Source organism: Streptomyces sp. NPDC001858 (assembly GCF_053594615.1).
Genome location: NZ_JBSFEV010000030.1, coordinates 103,947 through 122,409, shown reverse-complemented (window position 1 = coordinate 122,409; position 18,463 = coordinate 103,947). Strand labels below are relative to the sequence as shown.

General features: G+C 69.4%; 17 protein-coding genes and 4 pseudogenes. 12 read left to right on the top strand and 9 right to left on the bottom strand.

Translation table 11 applies throughout. The features are described from left to right. Positions 1-64: 64 nt before the first annotated feature. Positions 65-232: pseudogene (locus ACWCPF_RS32915) on the top strand (DUF6207 family protein); the annotation flags it as partial. A 183-nt stretch (positions 233-415) separates the two neighbouring features. Here the strand turns inward: ACWCPF_RS32915 and ACWCPF_RS32910 are convergent. Both ACWCPF_RS32910 and ACWCPF_RS32905 read right to left on the bottom strand, forming a co-directional pair. Then, positions 416-754, bottom strand: coding sequence for a thioredoxin family protein (locus tag ACWCPF_RS32910; RefSeq protein ID WP_451048758.1), 339 nt, complete (start codon positions 752-754; stop codon positions 416-418). Positions 755-1,100: 346 nt separating this feature from the next. Continuing rightward, on the bottom strand, positions 1,101-2,240 hold the full coding sequence (locus tag ACWCPF_RS32905) for a PucR family transcriptional regulator (protein WP_451048757.1): 1,140 nt from the start codon (positions 2,238-2,240) through the stop codon (positions 1,101-1,103). A gap of 87 nt (positions 2,241-2,327) precedes the next feature. Between ACWCPF_RS32905 and ACWCPF_RS32900 the strand changes: the two genes are divergently transcribed. Both ACWCPF_RS32900 and ACWCPF_RS32895 read left to right on the top strand, forming a co-directional pair. Further along, the gene (locus ACWCPF_RS32900; protein WP_451048756.1) at positions 2,328-3,383 is read left to right on the top strand and encodes a ferredoxin reductase; all 1,056 of its coding nucleotides are present in this window, start codon (positions 2,328-2,330) and stop codon (positions 3,381-3,383) included. Between the two features lie 7 nt (positions 3,384-3,390). Further along, complete coding sequence (locus ACWCPF_RS32895) at positions 3,391-4,509, top strand: fatty acid desaturase family protein (RefSeq protein WP_451048755.1); 1,119 nt, start codon at positions 3,391-3,393, stop codon at positions 4,507-4,509. Between the two features lie 57 nt (positions 4,510-4,566). Here ACWCPF_RS32895 and ACWCPF_RS32890 read toward each other — a convergent pair. Further along, positions 4,567-5,126: pseudogene (locus tag ACWCPF_RS32890) on the bottom strand (IS630 family transposase); the annotation flags it as partial. Positions 5,127-5,607: 481 nt separating this feature from the next. On the opposite strand from ACWCPF_RS32890, the gene ACWCPF_RS32885 reads away from it, so the two are divergent. From ACWCPF_RS32885 to ACWCPF_RS32875, 3 genes are all read left to right on the top strand, one after another. Further along, complete coding sequence (locus tag ACWCPF_RS32885) at positions 5,608-6,891, top strand: MFS transporter (RefSeq protein ID WP_451048754.1); 1,284 nt, start codon at positions 5,608-5,610, stop codon at positions 6,889-6,891. Positions 6,892-7,204: 313 nt separating this feature from the next. Next, complete coding sequence (locus ACWCPF_RS32880) at positions 7,205-7,345, top strand: hypothetical protein (protein ID WP_451048753.1); 141 nt, start codon at positions 7,205-7,207, stop codon at positions 7,343-7,345. Positions 7,346-7,896: 551 nt separating this feature from the next. Beyond that, positions 7,897-8,919: a GNAT family N-acetyltransferase gene (locus ACWCPF_RS32875; protein ID WP_451048762.1), complete on the top strand. Its 1,023-nt coding sequence runs from the start codon at positions 7,897-7,899 to the stop codon at positions 8,917-8,919. Between the two features lie 136 nt (positions 8,920-9,055). Here ACWCPF_RS32875 and ACWCPF_RS32870 read toward each other — a convergent pair whose 3' ends face one another. The 3 genes from ACWCPF_RS32870 to ACWCPF_RS32860 form a co-directional block, all read right to left on the bottom strand. Next, positions 9,056-9,280, bottom strand: coding sequence for a helix-turn-helix domain-containing protein (locus ACWCPF_RS32870; RefSeq protein ID WP_451048752.1), 225 nt, complete (start codon positions 9,278-9,280; stop codon positions 9,056-9,058). Further along, complete coding sequence (locus tag ACWCPF_RS32865) at positions 9,280-9,771, bottom strand: DUF2975 domain-containing protein (protein WP_451048751.1); 492 nt, start codon at positions 9,769-9,771, stop codon at positions 9,280-9,282. The genes ACWCPF_RS32870 and ACWCPF_RS32865 overlap by 1 nt, the downstream gene beginning before the upstream one ends. A 280-nt stretch (positions 9,772-10,051) precedes the next feature. Continuing rightward, positions 10,052-10,519, bottom strand: a complete 468-nt coding sequence (locus ACWCPF_RS32860) for an alcohol dehydrogenase catalytic domain-containing protein (protein WP_451048750.1) — start codon at positions 10,517-10,519, stop codon at positions 10,052-10,054. A gap of 234 nt (positions 10,520-10,753) precedes the next feature. Here ACWCPF_RS32860 and ACWCPF_RS32855 point away from each other — a divergent pair. From ACWCPF_RS32855 to ACWCPF_RS32830, 6 genes and pseudogenes are all read left to right on the top strand, one after another. Beyond that, positions 10,754-10,864, top strand: a pseudogene (locus ACWCPF_RS32855) (transcriptional regulator); the annotation flags it as partial. A 133-nt stretch (positions 10,865-10,997) separates the two neighbouring features. Further along, complete coding sequence (locus ACWCPF_RS32850; protein ID WP_451048749.1) at positions 10,998-11,579, top strand: MmyB family transcriptional regulator; 582 nt, start codon at positions 10,998-11,000, stop codon at positions 11,577-11,579. A 185-nt stretch (positions 11,580-11,764) separates the two neighbouring features. Beyond that, positions 11,765-12,658: a helix-turn-helix transcriptional regulator gene (locus tag ACWCPF_RS32845; protein ID WP_451048748.1), complete on the top strand. Its 894-nt coding sequence runs from the start codon at positions 11,765-11,767 to the stop codon at positions 12,656-12,658. A gap of 2 nt (positions 12,659-12,660) precedes the next feature. Next, entirely contained in the window at positions 12,661-13,647 is a 987-nt protein-coding gene (locus ACWCPF_RS32840) for an aldo/keto reductase (protein WP_451048747.1), read from the top strand. Between the two features lie 92 nt (positions 13,648-13,739). Beyond that, positions 13,740-14,174: a cupin domain-containing protein gene (locus tag ACWCPF_RS32835; protein WP_451048746.1), complete on the top strand. Its 435-nt coding sequence runs from the start codon at positions 13,740-13,742 to the stop codon at positions 14,172-14,174. Next, the gene (locus ACWCPF_RS32830; protein ID WP_451048745.1) at positions 14,171-15,028 is read left to right on the top strand and encodes an aldo/keto reductase; all 858 of its coding nucleotides are present in this window, start codon (positions 14,171-14,173) and stop codon (positions 15,026-15,028) included. Before ACWCPF_RS32835 ends, ACWCPF_RS32830 begins: the two co-directional genes overlap by 4 nt. Before the next feature lie 103 nt (positions 15,029-15,131). Here the strand turns inward: ACWCPF_RS32830 and ACWCPF_RS32825 are convergent, their stop codons facing one another. The 3 genes and pseudogenes from ACWCPF_RS32825 to ACWCPF_RS32815 form a co-directional block, all read right to left on the bottom strand. Next, the gene (locus ACWCPF_RS32825; RefSeq protein WP_451048744.1) at positions 15,132-16,115 is read right to left on the bottom strand and encodes an alpha/beta fold hydrolase; all 984 of its coding nucleotides are present in this window, start codon (positions 16,113-16,115) and stop codon (positions 15,132-15,134) included. A gap of 355 nt (positions 16,116-16,470) precedes the next feature. Next, positions 16,471-16,833 (bottom strand): annotated as a pseudogene (locus ACWCPF_RS32820) (aldo/keto reductase); the annotation flags it as partial. A 308-nt stretch (positions 16,834-17,141) separates the two neighbouring features. Continuing rightward, positions 17,142-18,332, bottom strand: a complete 1,191-nt coding sequence (locus tag ACWCPF_RS32815) for an FAD-dependent monooxygenase (RefSeq protein ID WP_451048743.1) — start codon at positions 18,330-18,332, stop codon at positions 17,142-17,144. Between the last annotated feature and the right edge of the window lie 131 nt (positions 18,333-18,463).

Sequence of the window (18,463 nt, the reverse complement as noted above, 5' to 3'; positions counted from 1 at the left end):
GTGGTGGTGTGTTTTCTCCCGCCTCTCGTTCATTATCTTGGCGGCCCTGGCCGCGGGGTTGGCGGTGGTGTGGGGGGGGTCGCCGGGCGGCGCCGCCCCCGCGGCCGCGGATGATGAGACCGCGTTCGCGGTCCAGGAGTTGCTCGCCGCGCGCTGGGGGATCGCGCCGACGGACCGTACTACCCGGGAGGCCGGCGAGCCGGGTGTGCGGCTGCGCGGCTTGCTGGACCTGCGCCGGCAACTCGACTCCGGGCACCATACGGAGGGCGAGCTTGCCCCCTGCGACTGGCTGACCGGCCGTGGACGCCGCCAGAGACGGCGTGGTCGGGGTTCCGCTCGCGCCCGGCAGGGGCCCGACCAGCACCGGTCCGGCCATGGCCGGACGGGCGTCGCAGCCACGGGCCGCAGCGGCCGTTCAGAGGTGGCCGTCCAGGAACTTCCGTACCTCGGCGATGGTCATGGGCCCCGTGCCGTGCGCCACCGCCTCTCCCTCCTTCAGCAGGATGTAGGACGGGGCTCCGGTGATCCCGTATCGCTCGGTCGCGGCCGGACAACGCGTGATGTCGGCGCGGACGGCCGTCAGGCGGCCCGTGTAGTCGTCGGCGATGTCACCCACGACGAGGTCCATCACCCGGCAGGGCTCGATCGCCTTGGGCCATGTCCCGGTGAAGTAGGCGAGAACCGGAACCGCACTCATCCCGAGGATGAAATCGAACTCCGCGTCCTCACGAGGTCGGTGAACCCGCTTCGCCATGGAAACTCCTGCCTACCTCACGTTCCGTCATTCCATCCCATCATCCCCCTCCCCTGGCGACCCGGCCTGGCCGCCCCGCCGGTCACCCGGCTGCCGCCCGCCGCACGCCCGTGGGTCAGCTCGTGCCAGGACAGCGCCCTCCCACGACGACATGAAGGCCGTTTTCCAGGGCATGGCTGCCCAGATCACCGACCGGATGCTCGATGAGCGCGTCAACGAGAGGGCTGGTGCGCATCGGCCACCGGATCCAGTCGAGCCGTCTCCGCCACCGCGCTTCTCAGAGATAGCGCCCTCGACAGATTCCTGGACCGCTCGCCGACGCGGTCGTGGACGGTCGTCGTAGGTGTCAGCCGGCCCGAAGGCCGACCGCCAGCGTCAGTTCAAGGACCCGGTGCGGCGAGGCCAGATCCGGGAACAGCTCCCGCAGCTGCGACATCCGGTACCGGACCGTCTGGGGATGGACGAACAACGCCGCCGCCACCTCGTCACGTCTGCCCTGGTGCAGCAGCCACTCCCGCAACGTCTCCTCCAGCCGCCGTGCGGTCGCGGCAGGCAAGGTCCGCAGCGGTGCGAGGGCTCGGGCACGCAGGTCTGCGAACGCGTCCGCGTCGGCGCTCAGCACCAGCTCGGGCAGGTGGTCCTCGGTGTCGCGGATGTCGGAGGAGAGGGAGCGTGCGCGTAGGGCTCGTGCGTACGAGGCGGACGCGCGGGTCCATGGCCGGGCCGGGCCGACGACGGCTGTGCGGTCGGTCAGCCGCCGCAGGAGATGTGATCGGTCGGCGTCGGGGACGAGCAGCACACCGGTGGCGTCCGGCAGATCGTCGAGGACGAGGGTGCCCGGGTCGAGCGCGCGGTAGGCGGGCCGGGCCTGGGCGGCGGGCAGCAGGACCACCGTCAGTGAGACCGGAGGCTGCCACCCGGCTCGTTGAACAGAGGCCAGCAGCGCGTCCGGGCTCGCGCCGGCGAGCAGGTCGCGGGCCAGGTGTTCCAGGTGGCGCTCGTGGTCTCTGCCCCGGGCGGCCAGTTCGTCGGCGTGGCCCGCGGCGCTCGCGGCGGAGAGCTCGTCGATGTAGGCGAAGGTCAGCTCGGCGAACTTGGCGACCTCGGCGGCGGGCAGACCGGCGGGTACGGCACCCGCTGCCAGGCCTCGCCAGGCCACTCGCGCGCCGACGCGGTAGGCGCTGAGCAGGGCGTCCATCGAACGGCCCTCGCGCACCTCGCCGCGGCCCAGCTCGTAGGCCGCGTCACCGGCGTCGCCGCCTGTGGCGCTCCCGCTCGCGCGGTCCAGGTAGTGCCCCAGGGCGGTGCGGACGGCCCGGCGGATGGTGGCGCCCATGCGGCCCGAAAGGGCGTTGGCATAGGGAGGGACCTCGTCGATGATCGCCTCGACGACCTCGTCGGCGGTGCTCTTCAGCGCGGCCCGCAGTGCGGTGACCGTCGTCTCGTCCAGGGCCAGCTCGCCGGCCCTCCTGATTGCATGGCTCATATCTTTGTTCCCTGCGAACAATTCAGCCGACCAGATTTACGTCCTGCGGTCAGGACTTTACCCCTTGAGGCGCAGCAAGCTGGAGCCATGACGAGTACAGCCCTTCGCAGCAGGGCGTGGAAACTGCTGGAGATGGTCACGACGCCGCTGCTGCCGTCGGACTACCTCGACCTGGTCAGCCCGCTGCGTGCGGGCGCTGACCTGCGGGGGCGCATCGAGGCCGTGCATCCCGAGACGGGTGACGCCGCGACCATCGTGATCAGGCCGGGACGGGGCTGGCGCAGCCACACGGCCGGTCAGTACGTGCGGATCGGGGTCGACGTCGACGGGGTGCGCCTGTGGCGTGCCTACTCCCTCACCTCGCCGACAGACCGCAAGGACGGCCGCGTCACGATCACCGTGAAGGCGATCCCGGACGGCAAAGTCAGCAACCACCTGGTCCGCAGGACGAAACCGGGCACGCTGATCCAGCTCGACCATCCGACCGGTGACTTCGTGCTGCCGCAGGCCAAGCCCGCCAAGGTGCTCTACCTGACCGCCGGCAGCGGCATCACGCCCGTGATGGGCATGCTGCGCGACACCGAGTTCGACGACGTCGTCATGGTCCACTGCGCGCCACAGCCGCAGGACGTGATCTTCCGCAGCGAACTGCACGACCTGGTCGCGGACAAGAAGCTGCGGCTCACCGAGGTGCACACCGACACGGACGGCATGCTCGACATCGCCCGTCTCGACGAACTCGTGCCCGACTGGGCCGATCGCGAGACCTGGGCCTGCGGGCCCGCGGGCCTGCTCGACGCCGCCGAGGAGCACTGGACCGAGCACGGCGTACAGGAGCGCCTGCACACCGAACGCTTCCGCCCCGGCGTCGTCGTCACCGGCGACGGCGGCGAGGTCACGTTCAGCGCCACCGGCAAGACCGTCGACGCGGACGGCGCCACGCCGTTGCTGGACATCGGCGAGGAGGCCGGCGTGCTCATGCCGTCCGGGTGCCGCATGGGCATCTGCTTCGGCTGTGTCACGCCGCTCAAGGCGGGCGCCGTCCGCGACCTGCGCACCGGCGAGATCACCGAGGCCGAGCCGGGCGTCCTCATCCAGACCTGCGTGTCCGCCGCGGCGGGCCCCTGCGACATCGAACGGTAGGAGCACCTTGACCGCCATCGACCCCACCGCCCACCTGACCGCGGAGCAGATCGAGGAGCTCGGCCGCGAGCTGGACGCGATCCGCGACGAGGTGATCGCCAGCCGCGGGGAGAAGGACGCCGCCTACATCCGCAAGGTCATCTCGGCGCAGCGCAAGCTCGAGCTGGTCAGCAGGGGCGTGCTGCTGTTCTCGTTCTTCCCGCCCGCGTGGCTGATCGGCACCGCCGGTCTGTCCGTGGCGAAGATCATGGACAACATGGAGATCGGCCACAACATCCTGCACGGCCAGTGGGACTGGATGCGGGACCCGAAGATCCACTCCACCACCTGGGAGTGGGATCACGTCTCGCCGTCCGAGCAGTGGAAGCACTCGCACAACGAGCTGCACCACACGTACACCAACGTGATCGGCAAGGACAACGACCTCGGCTACGGCATCATGCGCGTCGACGAGGACCAGCGGTGGCACCCGTTCCACCTCGGCCAGCCGCTGTGGAACTTCATCAACGCCTGCTTCTTCGAGTACGGCATCGCGGCGTACGACCTGGAGCTCGGCAAGAACCTGCACAAGCGCCGCCGCAAGAACCCGGAGTTCCGCGCGCGGGCAAGGGCCGTGGGCCGCAAGATCCGCAAGCAGGTGCTGAAGGACTATGTGATCCACCCGCTGCTGTCGGGCCCGTCGTTCCTCACCACGCTCGCCGCCACGTTCACCGCGAACCTGGTCCGCAACATCTGGTCCCACTCGGTGATCATGTGCGGGCACTTCCCCGAGGGCGTGCAGGTCTTCGAGCGCCGGTCGATCAAGGGCGAGACGCGCGGCCAGTGGTACCTGCGCCAGATGATGGGCTCGGCGAACATCAGCGGCAGCAAGGCCATGCACTTCATGACCGGCAACCTCTCCCACCAGATCGAACACCACCTGTTCCCGGACCTGCCGAGCAACCGGTACGCCGAGGTCGCGGTGAAGGTACGCGCGCTGTTCGAGAAGTACGAGCTGGAGTACGTCACCGGGCCGCTGCCCAAGCAGGTGTTCTCCGCGTGGCACAAGGTCATCCGGCTCTCGCTGCCGAACAAGAAGCCCAAGGTCAAGACCCCGGACCGCGAGCAGGAACTCATCGCGGCCTGATTCCCGATTCCCGGTATCGGTTCAGATCTTCCGGCCCTACCGGCGGCACCGCCGGGTTCGGTGAGATCCGCCACGCTCGGCCCACTGCCGCCCAGGGTCGGGCTGGAGGTTGAGCGGGCCGAACTCGTCGAGGCATAAGACGACTTCGGGTTCGCCGTCCTCGGGCATGACCTCGCCGCCGGCGATCGCGTGGAGGTGTTCGACGCGGGCCTCGCCCTCTTCGCGGAGCAGGAGCCGGAGGCCCTCGTGACTGATGTCGTCGACCACCCCCTCAGCGACCAGGAAGTCGGCCAGCAGCTTGGCCAGGCTCCAGGTCGAAAGCGGCAGGCCATGCTCGTCGGGCCTGGACTTGGCGATCTTCTTGATCCCCGGCGTTCCGGGAGGGTGAAGGTTCTCGGTCGGCCGCCCTTGTACTTCGGGTAGACCGCCTCGCAGCCATCCGCGTTGACTGGTGAACGTCACGTCGGCGATCTTCGCCACGGGCATGCCCTGCGCGGATAGCAGCACCATCTGAGCCCGCCGCCAGGTCACCACCGAACGGGTGCCCCTGCGGTGATCCGCAGCAACCGCCTACCCTCGTCGTCATCGATCTCCCGGACCTGCACACGTTCGGCCATGCGCACATCCTGGCGGTGACCGGGGCATTGGGACGGGACTGAGGCCGCTTCACATTGCTCGGCGTTCCCTCAGCTCAGCAAGCCATACCCGTATCTGTTCGTCGTCGTGCAGGTAGCCGCCGCTCTCGCCTGCGGGGAGATCGATTCCGGGGAGGCGGTTCAGCGCCCACCAGGACAGGTCGTCCCAGATAATCCCGTCCTCCGTCACCCACCTCGCTGCCCAGCGGTCGGCCTCGTCCCGGGGCAGCCGACCCGCGACAAGCCCAACGAAGCGTGTGAACAGTTCTACTGTGAACAGTTCTTGTCACCTCTCCCGGCCAGGCTCCGCCTAGCAGGTCCAGTGGGTAGGCGAACAACCTTGAGCGCCCCGGGAAGATGTCCGCAGAAGTACGTGTCCACTGCCTGGAGCCACACCACCGAACAGAGCGGCACTCGCGGGACGGCTTCCGTTCGTAGCCGTTTATCTGAAGGAGCGACCGCTGTGACCACGTTGGGCCGATACGCCGAGATACGCAGGATTCCCGGACTCACGTCGCTCCTCATGGTGGGAGCTGTCGCCCGGCTCGGCAGCGGCATGACGCCGCTCGCACTGCTGCTGCTCGCTGAACGTGCGACCGGGCGCTACGCGTACGCCAGCCTCGCAGTCGGCCTGTACGCGCTGGCCGGAGTGTCGGTCAGTCCGGTGATCGGGCGGCTCGCCGACCGGCTGGGACCCTCACCTGTTCTGCTGGGTGCCGCCATCGCCCACGCGACAGCGCTCGCCGGACTGGTCCTCACGGCTCGCCACGACAGCGGACTGCCTCTGCTCTGCGCCACGGCCGCCACCGCCGGGGCGACCTACCCGCCGCTCACCCCGGCCATCCGCCGTGCGTGCAACCAACTGACGGAGTCGAGGACCGACCGGGGCGGATTGCGCGGGACCGTACTGGCCGCGGACACAGCGTTGTACGAGTTCGTCTTCGTCATCGGTCCCCTGCTGGTAGGGATATTCGGGGTGGTTGCCACCCCGGCCGCCGCGCTCCTCGCAGCCGCCGGCGTCATGCTGGCCGGAACCACCGTGCTGGCCGGCGGTGTCGTGATGCGTGCCCAACACCCCCAGCCCTCCCACACCCGGACACGCGGCCTGGGGCCGCTGCGGTTGTCCGGCTTCACCGTGCTCCTGAGCTGCGTCGGCGCGCTGGGGGCCGGCTTCGGTGCCGTCAGCGTGGCCGTACCGGCCTACGCCACCGAGCAGTCGGGGCACGACTCCGCCGGACTGGCAGGTCTGTTGCTCGCGGTGTGGGGCCTCGGATCCGGACTGGGCGGCCTCTGGTACGGAGCCTGGCCGCCCCGCTCACCCCTACCACGACAGCTCGCATGGCTGCTCGGCTGCGTATCCGTGAGCCTCGCGGCACTCGCCGTCATGCCGGGTCCCACCGCGCTGGGCGTGGCACTCGCCCTCGGCGGCGGTGTAATCGCCCCCTGCCTCACCGTCTACATCTCCCTCGTGGGCCGGATCGTGCCGACGAGCATGCTCACCGAGGCACACACCTGGATCGCCACCGTCCCCGTCGCCGCCAACGCAGTCGGCGGGGCGATCGCCGGCGCCGTCGTAGACAGACCCGGTGGCGGGGCCTGGGCCTTCGCCATGGCGGCAACGGTCGTAGCCATCGCCGCGGTGACAGCCGCATGGCCGTCCGGGCCCATCACCCGCGCCGACACCACCACCGAAGAGGCGACGCCGGCCGGGGACGGCGACACGCCCCTGCCCTGCGGCCAACCGTGAGGCTGCGATCACACTTCGGTGTCGGCCCCGGACGTCGGCGAGCCGGCACTGCACAACCCCTACGAAGGGTTCACGCAAGCACGGTCACCGTACACCTTCCGCGATCTGCCGACTGCTGCTGCCTATGGGGTGGAGCGGTTCGTGTTCGTCCATGGCGACAAGCCCACTGCGGGAGGCCGGACCAGAGGCCGGGCCAGTGAGCTGACCGTCCACGCAATGATCGAGCAGACACGGTCGGCGGCGGAGCATCCGGTACTCGTCGGCTGCGGTCCTTCCAGGCCGGAGTGGCCTCCGGGCTGCGCCCACTGCCGGGGTGGAGAGCGCCGCGGGCTTTGTCTTCGCCCAGGTCAGCTCCTCGGTGGAGAGTCTGCTGCGCCGACGGGAAAGCGTCTCGCTCAGCGTGCCGGCGCATGTGGGGGCGATGAGCAGCAAGCACTTCCTGTTCCAGGGCTGAGGCCCGGCCGACACCTCAAGTAGATGAAGAGACAAAGGACATGGACGACGGCAACAGATACTCAGACCTCGCGGACCGTGGCCGAGAAGTTCCTGAAGCGCCTCGGCAGGCGAGACTCCGACGGCATCCGGGAACTCTTCTCCGAGGAGATCGACCGGCACGTCCCGGCAGTGACGCGCTGCCCTGGACCGGGCGCCGTGCCCGCCGGGAGAAGGTCGCGCTGCACCCGCCGGGAGTCGCGCCGTACTTCACCACGATGTGGCCGCACTTCGCGCACGGCAGGGGCGGCCGGATCGTTCGCATGCACGTATACGAGGACACACTGACCGTCGCCGAGGCGTTCAACGGCGGCTGAGCGGAGGGTACTCAGAAGCTGTGTCGGAGCCGGTGATCTGTGACGTTCTGTAGCGGAGGGGTGTAGCTGAAGGTGCCTGTTGCCGACCGACGGGTCCGGGCCTGAGCCACTGGGTACGCTCCTTCAGTCCTTGATCGAGAGGAGTTGCCGAGTGGCCCGGTTAAGTGGACCCGTTCTGCGTACCCAGAGGCTTGTGATGGAGCCGATCAGCCGAGGGGACAGCGAGGATCTCTTCGAAGCTGTGGTCAGTCAGGACAGCGTCATGCGATGGCTGGCGACCGGCCGGGCGGACAGTCGGTCTGCAGCCGAGGCCATGTGCGACGATCACGTCGCCCACTGGGCCAGACACGGCTACGGCGACTTCGCGGTCAGGGACGCTGCAACGCACGCGTTTCTCGGCCGCGTGGGACTGCGAAATCGTCCCCAATACGGAGTCGACCTCGGTTTCGCCCTGCACCCACGGGCCCAAGGACGCGGGATCGCCGGCGAGGCGGGCCGTGCATGCCTGAACCTCGCGTTTCGCCGCCTCTCGCTCCCTGCCGTTTACGCGTTCGTCCTGCCCGACAATGCGGCCTCGATCGCGGTACTGCGCCGCCTCGGCGCCCAATCGGACGGGACTGTCCAGTCCAGTGGCCTGCGTTGCCTGCGCTACCGGTTCGGCCCCGCCTGCACAGCCCCTGCGGAGGATGTGGTCGACGACGGTTGTACGGACCTCCAGCTGATCCATGTGCCGGGCCCCGGTTCCCCACACGACGCAGCCGCACTCCGCGATGGTCTGCCCGACCCCTTCGAGGTGAACGGGCTCGGCCTGGTGTGCGCCGACAAACAGCACACCCTCACGGCTGTCTCCGAAGGCCAGCCGGTGGCTTCCGCGGGATGGCTGCTGCGGGACATGGCCTTCGATGAATCTCCGCGTCGAGCTGCAGGGCTGGGCGGTGTGCTGGTGCACCCCGCCTGTCGACACCAGGACATCGCCCGGACGGTGATCAGCGTTGCGGTCGAACACGCACGAGCCGCCGGCGCCGAGACGATGGTTCTGCTCTGCCGCCCGAACCTGGTCCCGTTCTACACGCAGCTGGGATGGAGCAGGGTTTCCGTGCCCGTCGCCTTCCGCCAGCCTGACAGCGCTCGGACCTTGCCATTGACCACCATGATCTACGACCTAGTCGGCCTGCCTCATCCCACCGTCAGTGTGGACCTGCGGGGCCTGCCCTTCTGAACCGGCTCTGGTCATTACGGAATGTGCCCGCGGAGTCGGTCGAGAGGCAGGCGGGATCGGCGATGGTGCGCTAGCAAGCACGGTCGTCCGCTCGGATCATGGGGCGTCGAGAAGTGCTCGATCTCGGAAGGACGCGTCATCCGTCGGCGGCGTCCTCGGCGGCCTCCCAGCGCAGCAGGTCGCCCGGCTGGCACTTGAGCACCTCGCACAGCGCGGCGAGCGTCTCGAAGCGCACCGCCTTGGCGCGGCCGTTCTTGAGTACCGCCAGGTTGGCGGGTGTGATCCCCACGCGGTCCGCGAGCTCGCCCACGGACATCTTCCGCCTGGCCAGCATCACGTCGATGTCGACGGCGATCGGCATCAGATCACCTCGTCCAACTCGGCCTGCATCTGCGTCGCTTCGACGTCGCGCGCGACGGCCTGCGCGAGCAGCATCCGCAGTACGAGCACGATGAGCGCGATCCCCAGGATGGCCACGCCGACCCCGCCCATGATGACGGTGACGCCCGGGTCGTCCCGCTGGCCCGGCGCATTGACGGCCGTGACCGCGAACCACACGAGAGCAGCCGCCACGATCGAGCCGATCACGCCGTCCACGTACCGGAAGGCGGCGTGGGAGAACACGGTTCCGCGTCGCACCATCGCCACCAGCCGCCATACACAGACCAGAGCCACCTGGACCGACACCATGCCCAGGATCGTGATCACGCGCAGCGCGGTCAGCGGGAGTGACCCGTCCTCCGGGTCACTCCCGCTGACCAACACCCACACCATCCCCGCCTGTACGAACACGGTGCCGGCGAACACCACCACGAGCACGGCGCGCAGCGCACGCACTGTCAGCTTTCCCACGACCTGTCCTTCCATCGAATAACGATGGGAATCTATCGAGATTCGATAGGTTAAGCAAGGGCGGGGACGGAGAGCGGCGGCAGCTTCGCACGGTGGCGGAGGCGCGGGTGTGGGTGTGGGTGTGAGTGTGGGTGTGGGGCGGGTCCGCCGGCCGAGGAGGACATCGATCCACACGTGCAGTGCCTCGTCGAAGGGCGCGCTCTTCGACGGGGCCTGGGCACCGAGGTGGGCGAGCAGGACGCGCAGGGTGCGCATGGTGCCGTCGGCGCCGTTCTGTGGTTCAGAAGGTGAGGACGACGCGCCCGCGCAGGCCACCGGCCTCCAGCAGCTGGTGCGCCTCAGCCGCTTCCTCGGCCGACAGGGCCTTCGCCACGCGCGGGACGAGCCGTCCCTCTTCCGCCAGCTGCCGAATGCGGACGAGCTTGGCGTACTCGCGGGCATAGTGCGGGACGAAGGTGTTCTGCGTGACGATGCCACGTTCACCGGAGTTCGCGCCGGCGATGGACGGGTCGGTGTCGACTCCCTGGCCGATCTCCTCGACCACCCCGGCGGCATCCATCCCGGGAACGTAGGGCGGCTCGATGCCGGAGACATGGGCGATACCCCGGCGCACCAGGGCGTCGACCGGATTGACGCCGGCCGCGCGCACCCGGATGCGGATCTGTCCGGGCCCGACCTCGGGCACCGGCAGCTCCAGCACCCGCAGCACCTCCGGCCCGCCGAACTCAGTCAGTCCTACAGCTTTCACGAACGGCTCCACTTCCGGTGATCTACGCCGTACGGCTCGGTACGCTCCGGTCGGCATCGTCGATTCAACCGATCCCGGCCGCAGGGCGGGAGTCCGCGCTGTGAGGGGTACTGGCAGGGACCCCTCACCCGCCGCAAACGCTGCCTACCCTGGCGATATGGACACCCGGGATGAGTCGCCGCGTTCCTCCGCTCCTGCCGCGACAAGATCGCCCCCGAGCAGACGGTACTGCCGGTGTACGGCCGACGGCGGGTGCCCGGACTGCGCCGCGGAGAGGTCGCCATGCTCGCCGGAGTCAGCGTCGAGTACTACACCCGCCTCGAACGCGGCAACCTCAAGGGTGTCTCCGACAGCGTCCTGGACGCCCTGGCCAAGGCCCTGCGCCTGGGACGACACCGAACGGATGCACCTGTACGACCTCGCGCGCACCGCAGGCCCCGCTCGCCGGGCACCGGCAAAGCGCCGCGACCCTCGTCCGGTGCTGCGACCGAGCGTGACGCGGGTCATCAAGGGCATGCCGCACCTGCCGGCGTTCGTGAAGAACGACCGCCTCGACATCCTCGCCGCCAATGCGCTGGGCCGGGCCCTGTTCGCACCGTTGTACGCCGACCCCACGACCGGGGCCAACACCGCCCGGTTCGCGTTCCTCAGCCCCGCGGCCCGCCACTTCTACACCGACTGGGAGCGGGTCACCCACGAATCCGTCGGCGTTCTGCGCGTCGCGGCCGGCAAGAACCCCTACGACAAGGAACTGTCGAACCTCATCGGCGAGCTGTGCACCCGCAGCGGCATCTTCCGCACCATGTGGGGCTCCCACGACGTCCACGTCTTCCGCGAAGGCACCAAACGCCTGCGCCACCCGGTCGTCGGCGACCTGCAACTCGACCATGAAAGCATGCAGCTCGACGACGACGGACTCAGCGTGGTCGTCTACAGCGCACCCCACCCCCGAACACCGCCTCCGAAGACGCACTCAAACTCCTCGCGAGCTGGTCCGCCACCGCCGACCCCGCCGGCCAGGAGCAGGACACCGACATCCCGTCCACGAACTGAACGTTGATCGACGTCCGTCCGGCACGCGTGGTGAAGGAGAGCGCACCGGGACCGCCGGCGGTGTCGTCAGCACCAGCCGCGAGATCGGCGGCGCCCTGGCCGTCGCCGTAATGGACCATCCGGGGAGTCCCCGGTGAAGGACGTACTGGCAGGGCATCCCTCACAGGGGCTTTGCGCTTTAGCGTGGAACGCATGGACGCCAGGAACGAAGCACGGGAGTTCCTCATGTCCCGTCGAGCGAACCTCACTCCCGAGCAGGTCGGGCTGCCGGTCTCCGGGCACCGGAGGGTGGCGGGCCTGCGCCGCGGAGAGGTGGCAACGCTCGCGGACGTGAGCCCGGAGTACTACGCCAAGATCGAGCGCGGCCACCTGGCCGGCGTCTCCGATGCCGTCCTCGAGTCGGTGGCCCGGGCGCTGCAGCTGAACGACGCCGAGCGCGAGCACCTCTTCGACCTCGCCCGGGCAGCCAATGGCGCGGCCCGGCCCGTACCCAGGCGCAGGTCGAGGAAGTGGGTGCCCAGGGACAGCCTGATCCGTGCGCTGGACGCCATCGCCCTCGGGCCCGCGTTCGTGCGTAACGGACGGATGGACGTCCTCGCCGCCAACGCCCTTGGGCGTGCCTTCTACGACGAGGTGTTCGACGGTCCCGGACAAGGAAACCTGGCGCGCTACTGCTTCCTCGACGAACGGGCCAAGGCGTTCTACCCCGACTGGGAGGCGGCCTCGGACGTCACCGTGTCGATCCTACGCACCGAAGCCGGCAGGGATCCCGGGGACAAGCACCTGCACGACCTGATCGGCGAGCTGTCCACGTGCAGCGACGCGTTCCGCACCCGGTGGGGAGCGCACAACGTGCGCCGCCACGGATCGGGCACCAAAAAGTTCCACCACCACGAGGTCGGCGACCTCACGTTGACCTACGAGGGGATGGAGCTGACCGCCGAGCCCGGGCTGTCCTTCCTCGTCTACACCGCCGAGCCCGGCTCGCCCAGCCAGGAGCGCCTGCAACTGCTCGCGAGCCTCGCCGCGACGCCCACCGCCGCACCGCCCCGAAGCGGGCACCCGACCACGATCCAAGAAGGTTGACCATGCACACCAGAACACTCGGACCCGGTCTGGAGGTGTCCGCGATCGGGCTCGGCGCGATGGGCATGTCCCAGAGCTACGGTCCCAACCCCGGCAGCCGTGACGACATGATCGCGGTGCTGCGCTCCGCGGTCGACGAGGGCGTGACCTTCTTCGACACCGCCGAGGTCTACGGGCCCTACGTGAACGAGGAACTCGTCGGCGAGGCGCTGGAGCCGATCCGCGACCGGGTTGTGATCGCCACCAAGTTCGGATGGGACATCCGAGACGGCCGGAGCGTCGGCTTGAACAGTCGCCCCGAGCACGTCCGCCGCGTCGCGGAGGAGTCCCTGAAGCGGCTCCGCACCGATGCGATCGACCTGTTCTACCAGCATCGCGTCGACCCTGACGTGCCGATCGAGGACGTCGCAGGCACGGTCGGCGAGCTGACCGCCGAGGGGAAAGTCAGGCACTTCGGGCTCTCCGAGGCGTCGGCCGCCACAGTCCGCGCCGCACACGCCGTACACCCCGTGACCGCGGTCCAGAGCGAGTACTCGCTGTGGACACGGGACCCCGAGGCCGAGGTGCTCCCCGCGCTCGCCGAGCTCGGCATCGGCTTCGTGCCGTTCAGCCCCCTCGGCAAGGGCTACCTCACCGGCACCGTCGACACCGCCACGACCTTCGCCGTCGGGGACATCCGCCACCGGGTCCCCCGCTTCGAGGCGGAGAACCGGGCCGCGAACCAGGCGCTCGTCGACCACGTCCGACAGCTCGCCGAAGGGAAGGGCGCGACGCCGGGCCAGATCGCCCTGGCCTGGCTGCTCGCGCAGCAGCCATGGATCGTGCCGATCCCCGGCACCCGCCGCACGGCACGCATCCAGGAGAACAACGCCGCGACGGCCCTCGCGCTGTCCGCGGACGAGGTCGCCGACCTCGACGGCCTCGCCCAGCGGGTCGGCGTCAGCGGCGATCGCTACAACGCCGAGCACATGGCCTACGTCAACCGCTAGGGACGCTGCGCAGTCCGGCCTTGCCGGACCCATGACGCCGTTGCCGCATCCCGCGCCCGGCGGGACGCGCTGCAGCAGAAGGAAAGCACGAAATGACCGTCAACGGATTTGACCAGATCTTCCCGCTCGGGGAGAAGAACGACGCCTTCGCGCCGTACTTCATCGGCCAGAGCTACCTGGCTCCGCTCGCCTCGGGGAGCGTTCCCGTCAGCAATGTCTCCTTCGAGCCGGGCTGCCGCAACAACTGGCACATCCACCACGGCACGGGCGGCGGCGGTGACCAGATCCTGCTGTGCACGGCGGGCAGCGGCTGGTACCAGGCCGAGGGCGAGGACCCCGTCAGCTTGGAGCCGGGAACGGTGGTCCGCGTCCCGGCGGGCACTAAGCACTGGCACGGCGCGAAGGCCGACTCGTGGTTCTCCCACGTCGCCTTCATCACCCCGGGCGAAGACGTCAGCAACGAATGGCTCGAGCCCGTCACCGACGAGGCGTACCGCGAGCTGCGGAAGAACGGAGCACCCGCATGACCATCCTGGACGAGACCTGCACGCTGTCCAACAACGTCGAAATCCCCAAGCTGGGGCTCGGCACCTGGTTCATCGACGACGACCGGGCGGCCGAGGCAGTCCGCACAGCCGTGGAGATCGGCTACCGCAACATCGACACCGCCCAGGCCTACGGCAATGAGCGCGGCGTCGGCGAGGGCATGCGCAGCGCCGGCGTACCCCGCGACGAGCTCTTCGTCTCGACCAAACTCGCCGCGGAGATCAAGGACTACGACCAGGCGGTCGACGCCATCGACGGGTCACTGGAGAAGCTCGGGATCGAGTACATCGACCTGATGCTCATCCACAGCCCGCAGCCCTGGGACGACTTCCGCGGCAGCGACTACGCCGAGGGCAACCGCGAAGCGTGGCGCGCGCTCGAAGAAGCGCATCAGGCCGGCAAGATCCGCTCCATCGGGGTGTCCAACTTCCAGCAGCGGGACCTGGAGAACATCCTGCGGGACGCGACCGTCGTGCCACACGTGAACCAGCTGCTGGTCCACGCCGGCAACACCCCCTCGGAGCTCCTGGACTACTGCGAGGGCAAGCAGATCCTCGTCGAGGCGTACTCGCCGATCGCGCACGGAGCGATCCTGCAGAACGCCGAGGTCCAGGCGATGGCCGCGAAGTACGGCGTGTCCGTCCCGCAACTGTGCATCCGCTACACCCTGCAGCTGGGCACGGTGTCGCTGCCCAAGACGGCGAACCCCGAGCACATGCGCTCCAACGCCGACGTCGACTTCGAGATCTCCGCCGAGGACATGGACGCCCTGCGGGGCCTGCGCGACGTGGACTACGGCGAGCACAGCGCGTTCCCCGTCTACAGCGGCAAGTGATGCCGGACGAGCCTGGACGGGGACCGCACGCCGATGATCGACGATCACGGGCTCGGCCTCTCCTGCCCTGGGAGAGTGCGCCGGGGGCGCGCTTCGTGGCGGCTCAGCTGCGGCGAGCGCGGATCACCACGGCCGTGCCCACGGCGACGGCGAGGACCGCCATGCCGCCGAGGAACGCGGTCTGCCCGTGCGTGCCGGTCTTGGCGAGACTCGGCCTCGAGTCGCCCGCTGCCCGCAGGATCAGGTTGGTCACGTCGTCCGGGTTGGTTTCCATGACGGCGTGCGGCGCGTCGACCTCGACAGTGGTGGCATTGGCCCGCTTCGCCATGAAGCGAAGGTTTTCGGTGCCGATGGTGCGGTCGTCAGTGGCGACGAGGTACCAGGACGGGATCGTCTTCCACGCGACGGCCTCGGTCGGCTCGTTGCCGGAGGCGACGGTCGCGGGCCGCTGGGTGGCGGCCAGAACCTGGGCTCGGCTCGCGTCGAGCCGGTCGCTGAGGAAGACGTCGCTGAATTTCTCCGGCTTGAGGTACAGATCGACGTTCATGGCGTTCCCGCCGAGTGGAACGGCGTTCAGTGCGGTGGGGACAGGGGCCGTCGGGTCGTCCGTAATCCGGCTGCCCGGGAACTTGGACGCGAGCTGGAAGGCCGTCTCGCCCTTCTCGGGCGCGAACCCTGCGATGTAGACGAGGGACTGGATGTTCGGGTTGCCGGCCGCCGCGTTGGTGATGACGGCTCCGCCGTAGGAGTGTCCGACGAGGACGATCGGGCCCTTGATGGTTTTGAGCCGGGCGGCGAGGTAGTCGGCGTCGCCGGAGAGACTTCGCAGCGGATTCGCGGTGGCGACCACCGGATAGCCTCGGGCCTGAAGGCTCTCGACGATGCGGTCCCAGCCGGAGGCGTCCGCCCAGTACCCGTGCACCAGGACCACCGTCGGCTTGGTGCCTCCGGACGTTCCCTCGGAAGGCGCGACGTCGTCTCCGCCCTCGGAAGCCAGGGAGGGGCCGGCGGCCATCAGAGCCGCAGCGGGGAGGAGGACGGCGAAAGGAAGCGCCCGTCTTGCGGCGGCGCGTCGTATGTGCGTCATGACCACTCTTTCTCAGAGGAAGCAGACGCTGACCACAGTGCATTCGGCCGGTGGAAGCGGCACCCCGAGCCGGTCCCAACGGGTGAAGAGCCCAACATCGTCCCCGTCCACCTGATGCGCACGTTCGGACTGGGCACGACCACCGCGACGAAGTACATCGCCGCACCCCACCCGGACAAGCACCCTCTCGGCTCCGCTCCCCCGGCGGCGGGCAGCGTGCGGATCATGCGGTTGCGCGCGACCGCCCGCAAGCACCGCCGGGCCGACCACAGGACTGTGAAAGCCGAGGCCAAGGACTCGTCGAAGGCCCGGCGGTGGCCCGGACTACCGGGAGCCCGCCACAGGGTGCGGCTGGCAGCGCCTCGAGGGTTTCCTCGAACGGGGTGTCGTAGTCCCAGCGGTGGATCTGGTACAGGTCGATGTAGTCGGTCCCCAGTCGCTTCAGGGAGGCGTCGAGCTCGGCGAAGATCGCCTTGCGGGACAGCCCGGCGCCGTTCGGGCCGGGACGCATCCGCATCCGCATCCAGACCTTGGTGGAGAGAACGACCTCCTCGCGCCGGGTGAAGTCCTTGACCGCCTGGCCTACGATCTCCTCGCTGCTTCCGGCGCTATACCCATTGGCCGTGTCGAGGAAGTTGACGCCGCCCTCGATGGCCTGCTTGATGATGTCCCGGCCGGCGTCCGCGCCCAGCGACCAGGGCTCGCCGCCCCGGTCCGGAATTCGGAGGCGTCGGGCATGTGCGCCCTGTCAGGTTCCGACCGCGGACTTCACGCGGGCCTGCGCTTCGGTGAGGTATACGTACGCTGCGTTCACGGTCTTGTCGTAGGTGACTCTGACGTCTGTCACGGTGAACGGTCTCCCTTGCTGCCCTTGTCCATGCCTCCGGCCGCAGCGACCTCAGGCTGCCGTGGCAAGGTGCAAGGTGCGAAGCCAGGACGGGCCTTGACGATGTCGGTGATACGGACCTGTGCCCGCCGATCTATCAGGAGCTCCACCTCTCCTCAACGCCGCGTCGCCCGTTCGCTTCACCGCTCGGTGTCGGGATCGTAGGCGTAGATCCAGCCGTTGGCGACGAGCGGGTCCTGCCGGGCGAAGGCCTTGTCGCGGGCCTGTTGTTCGGTGCCGTCCGGGAGGTGGTTGGTGTGCGCGCGGTCGCGGCTGGCGCTCTGCAGCCGGGTGGTGCGTGGCAGGCGCAGCTGCTCGTAGCTGCGTAGTGCCGCGGGCGGGTCGTCGATGCCTGCGGCCAGGCACCGGGCCAGCACCGCCGCGTCCTCGATCGCCTGGGCGGCTCCTTGGGCGAGGAAGGGAAACATCGGGTGCGCGGCGTCACCGAGCAGTGTCACTCCTCCCTCGGACCACCGGGGCAGGAGCGCCCGGTCCAGCAGCGCCCAGCGGCCGGGCGTACCGGCGGCGCTGATGAGGTCGGTCAGCCGCCGGTCCCAGCCGTCGAACTCGGCGCGGAACTCCGCGACAGTGGCGGTGGCCGCCCAGGACTCGACGGTGAAGTCGCCCGCGGGCGCGACGGCAACCAGGTTGACCAGCGCACCTGCTGAGACCGGGTAGTGGACCAGGTGGTGGTCGGGGCCGATCCAGAGCGTCTGGGCCGGGCGGTGGGCGAAGCGCGGGGCCCGCTCGGCGGGCACGAGGGCCCTGAAGGCGCAGAGACCCGAGTAGGTCGCGGGTGAGGCGCCGAAGAGCGTGCCGCGCACGACGGAGTGGACCCCGTCGGCGCCGATCACGACGTCGGCCTCGGCCTGTCTCCCGTGGGTGAAGCGGAGCCGCAGCGCGTCGCCCGCGTGGTCCAGGCCGATACATGCGTGACCGTGCCGGATGCTGTCGTCCGGCACGGATGACATGAGGGCGGTCAGCAGGTCCGCCCGGTGCACGGTGTAGGTGTGCTCGCCGTACAGCCGTTCGCAGGCGGCTGACAGGTCTTCCGAGGACAGGACCGTCCCGTCCTGCCACCGTCTGAACTCCCAGCCGGTGTCGAGCCGTACCGCCCGCTCGCGGAACACGTCGAGCACCTTCAGTCTGCGGAGCTGACGGGCGGCGTTCGGCGCCACGACCACCCCCGCACCCACGTCCGTGCGACGGGGCGCCTGCTCGTACACCGTGCAGGGCAGCCCGGCGCGGCGCAGGAACCCCGCCGTCGCGAGGCCGCCGACACCGCCGCCCAGCACGGCGATCCTCGGCGGTGCGGTGGTGGACGCTGTCATCCTCACGGCTCCTCGGTTCGGGCGCTCGGCACAGGGCCGGCATACGGGGAACGGGTTCGGCAGCCCTGCGCGGGACCCCGCCGCCAGTGGTGAGCCGCGGGGCAGACCTCGAAAACGCCGCGTCCACCGAG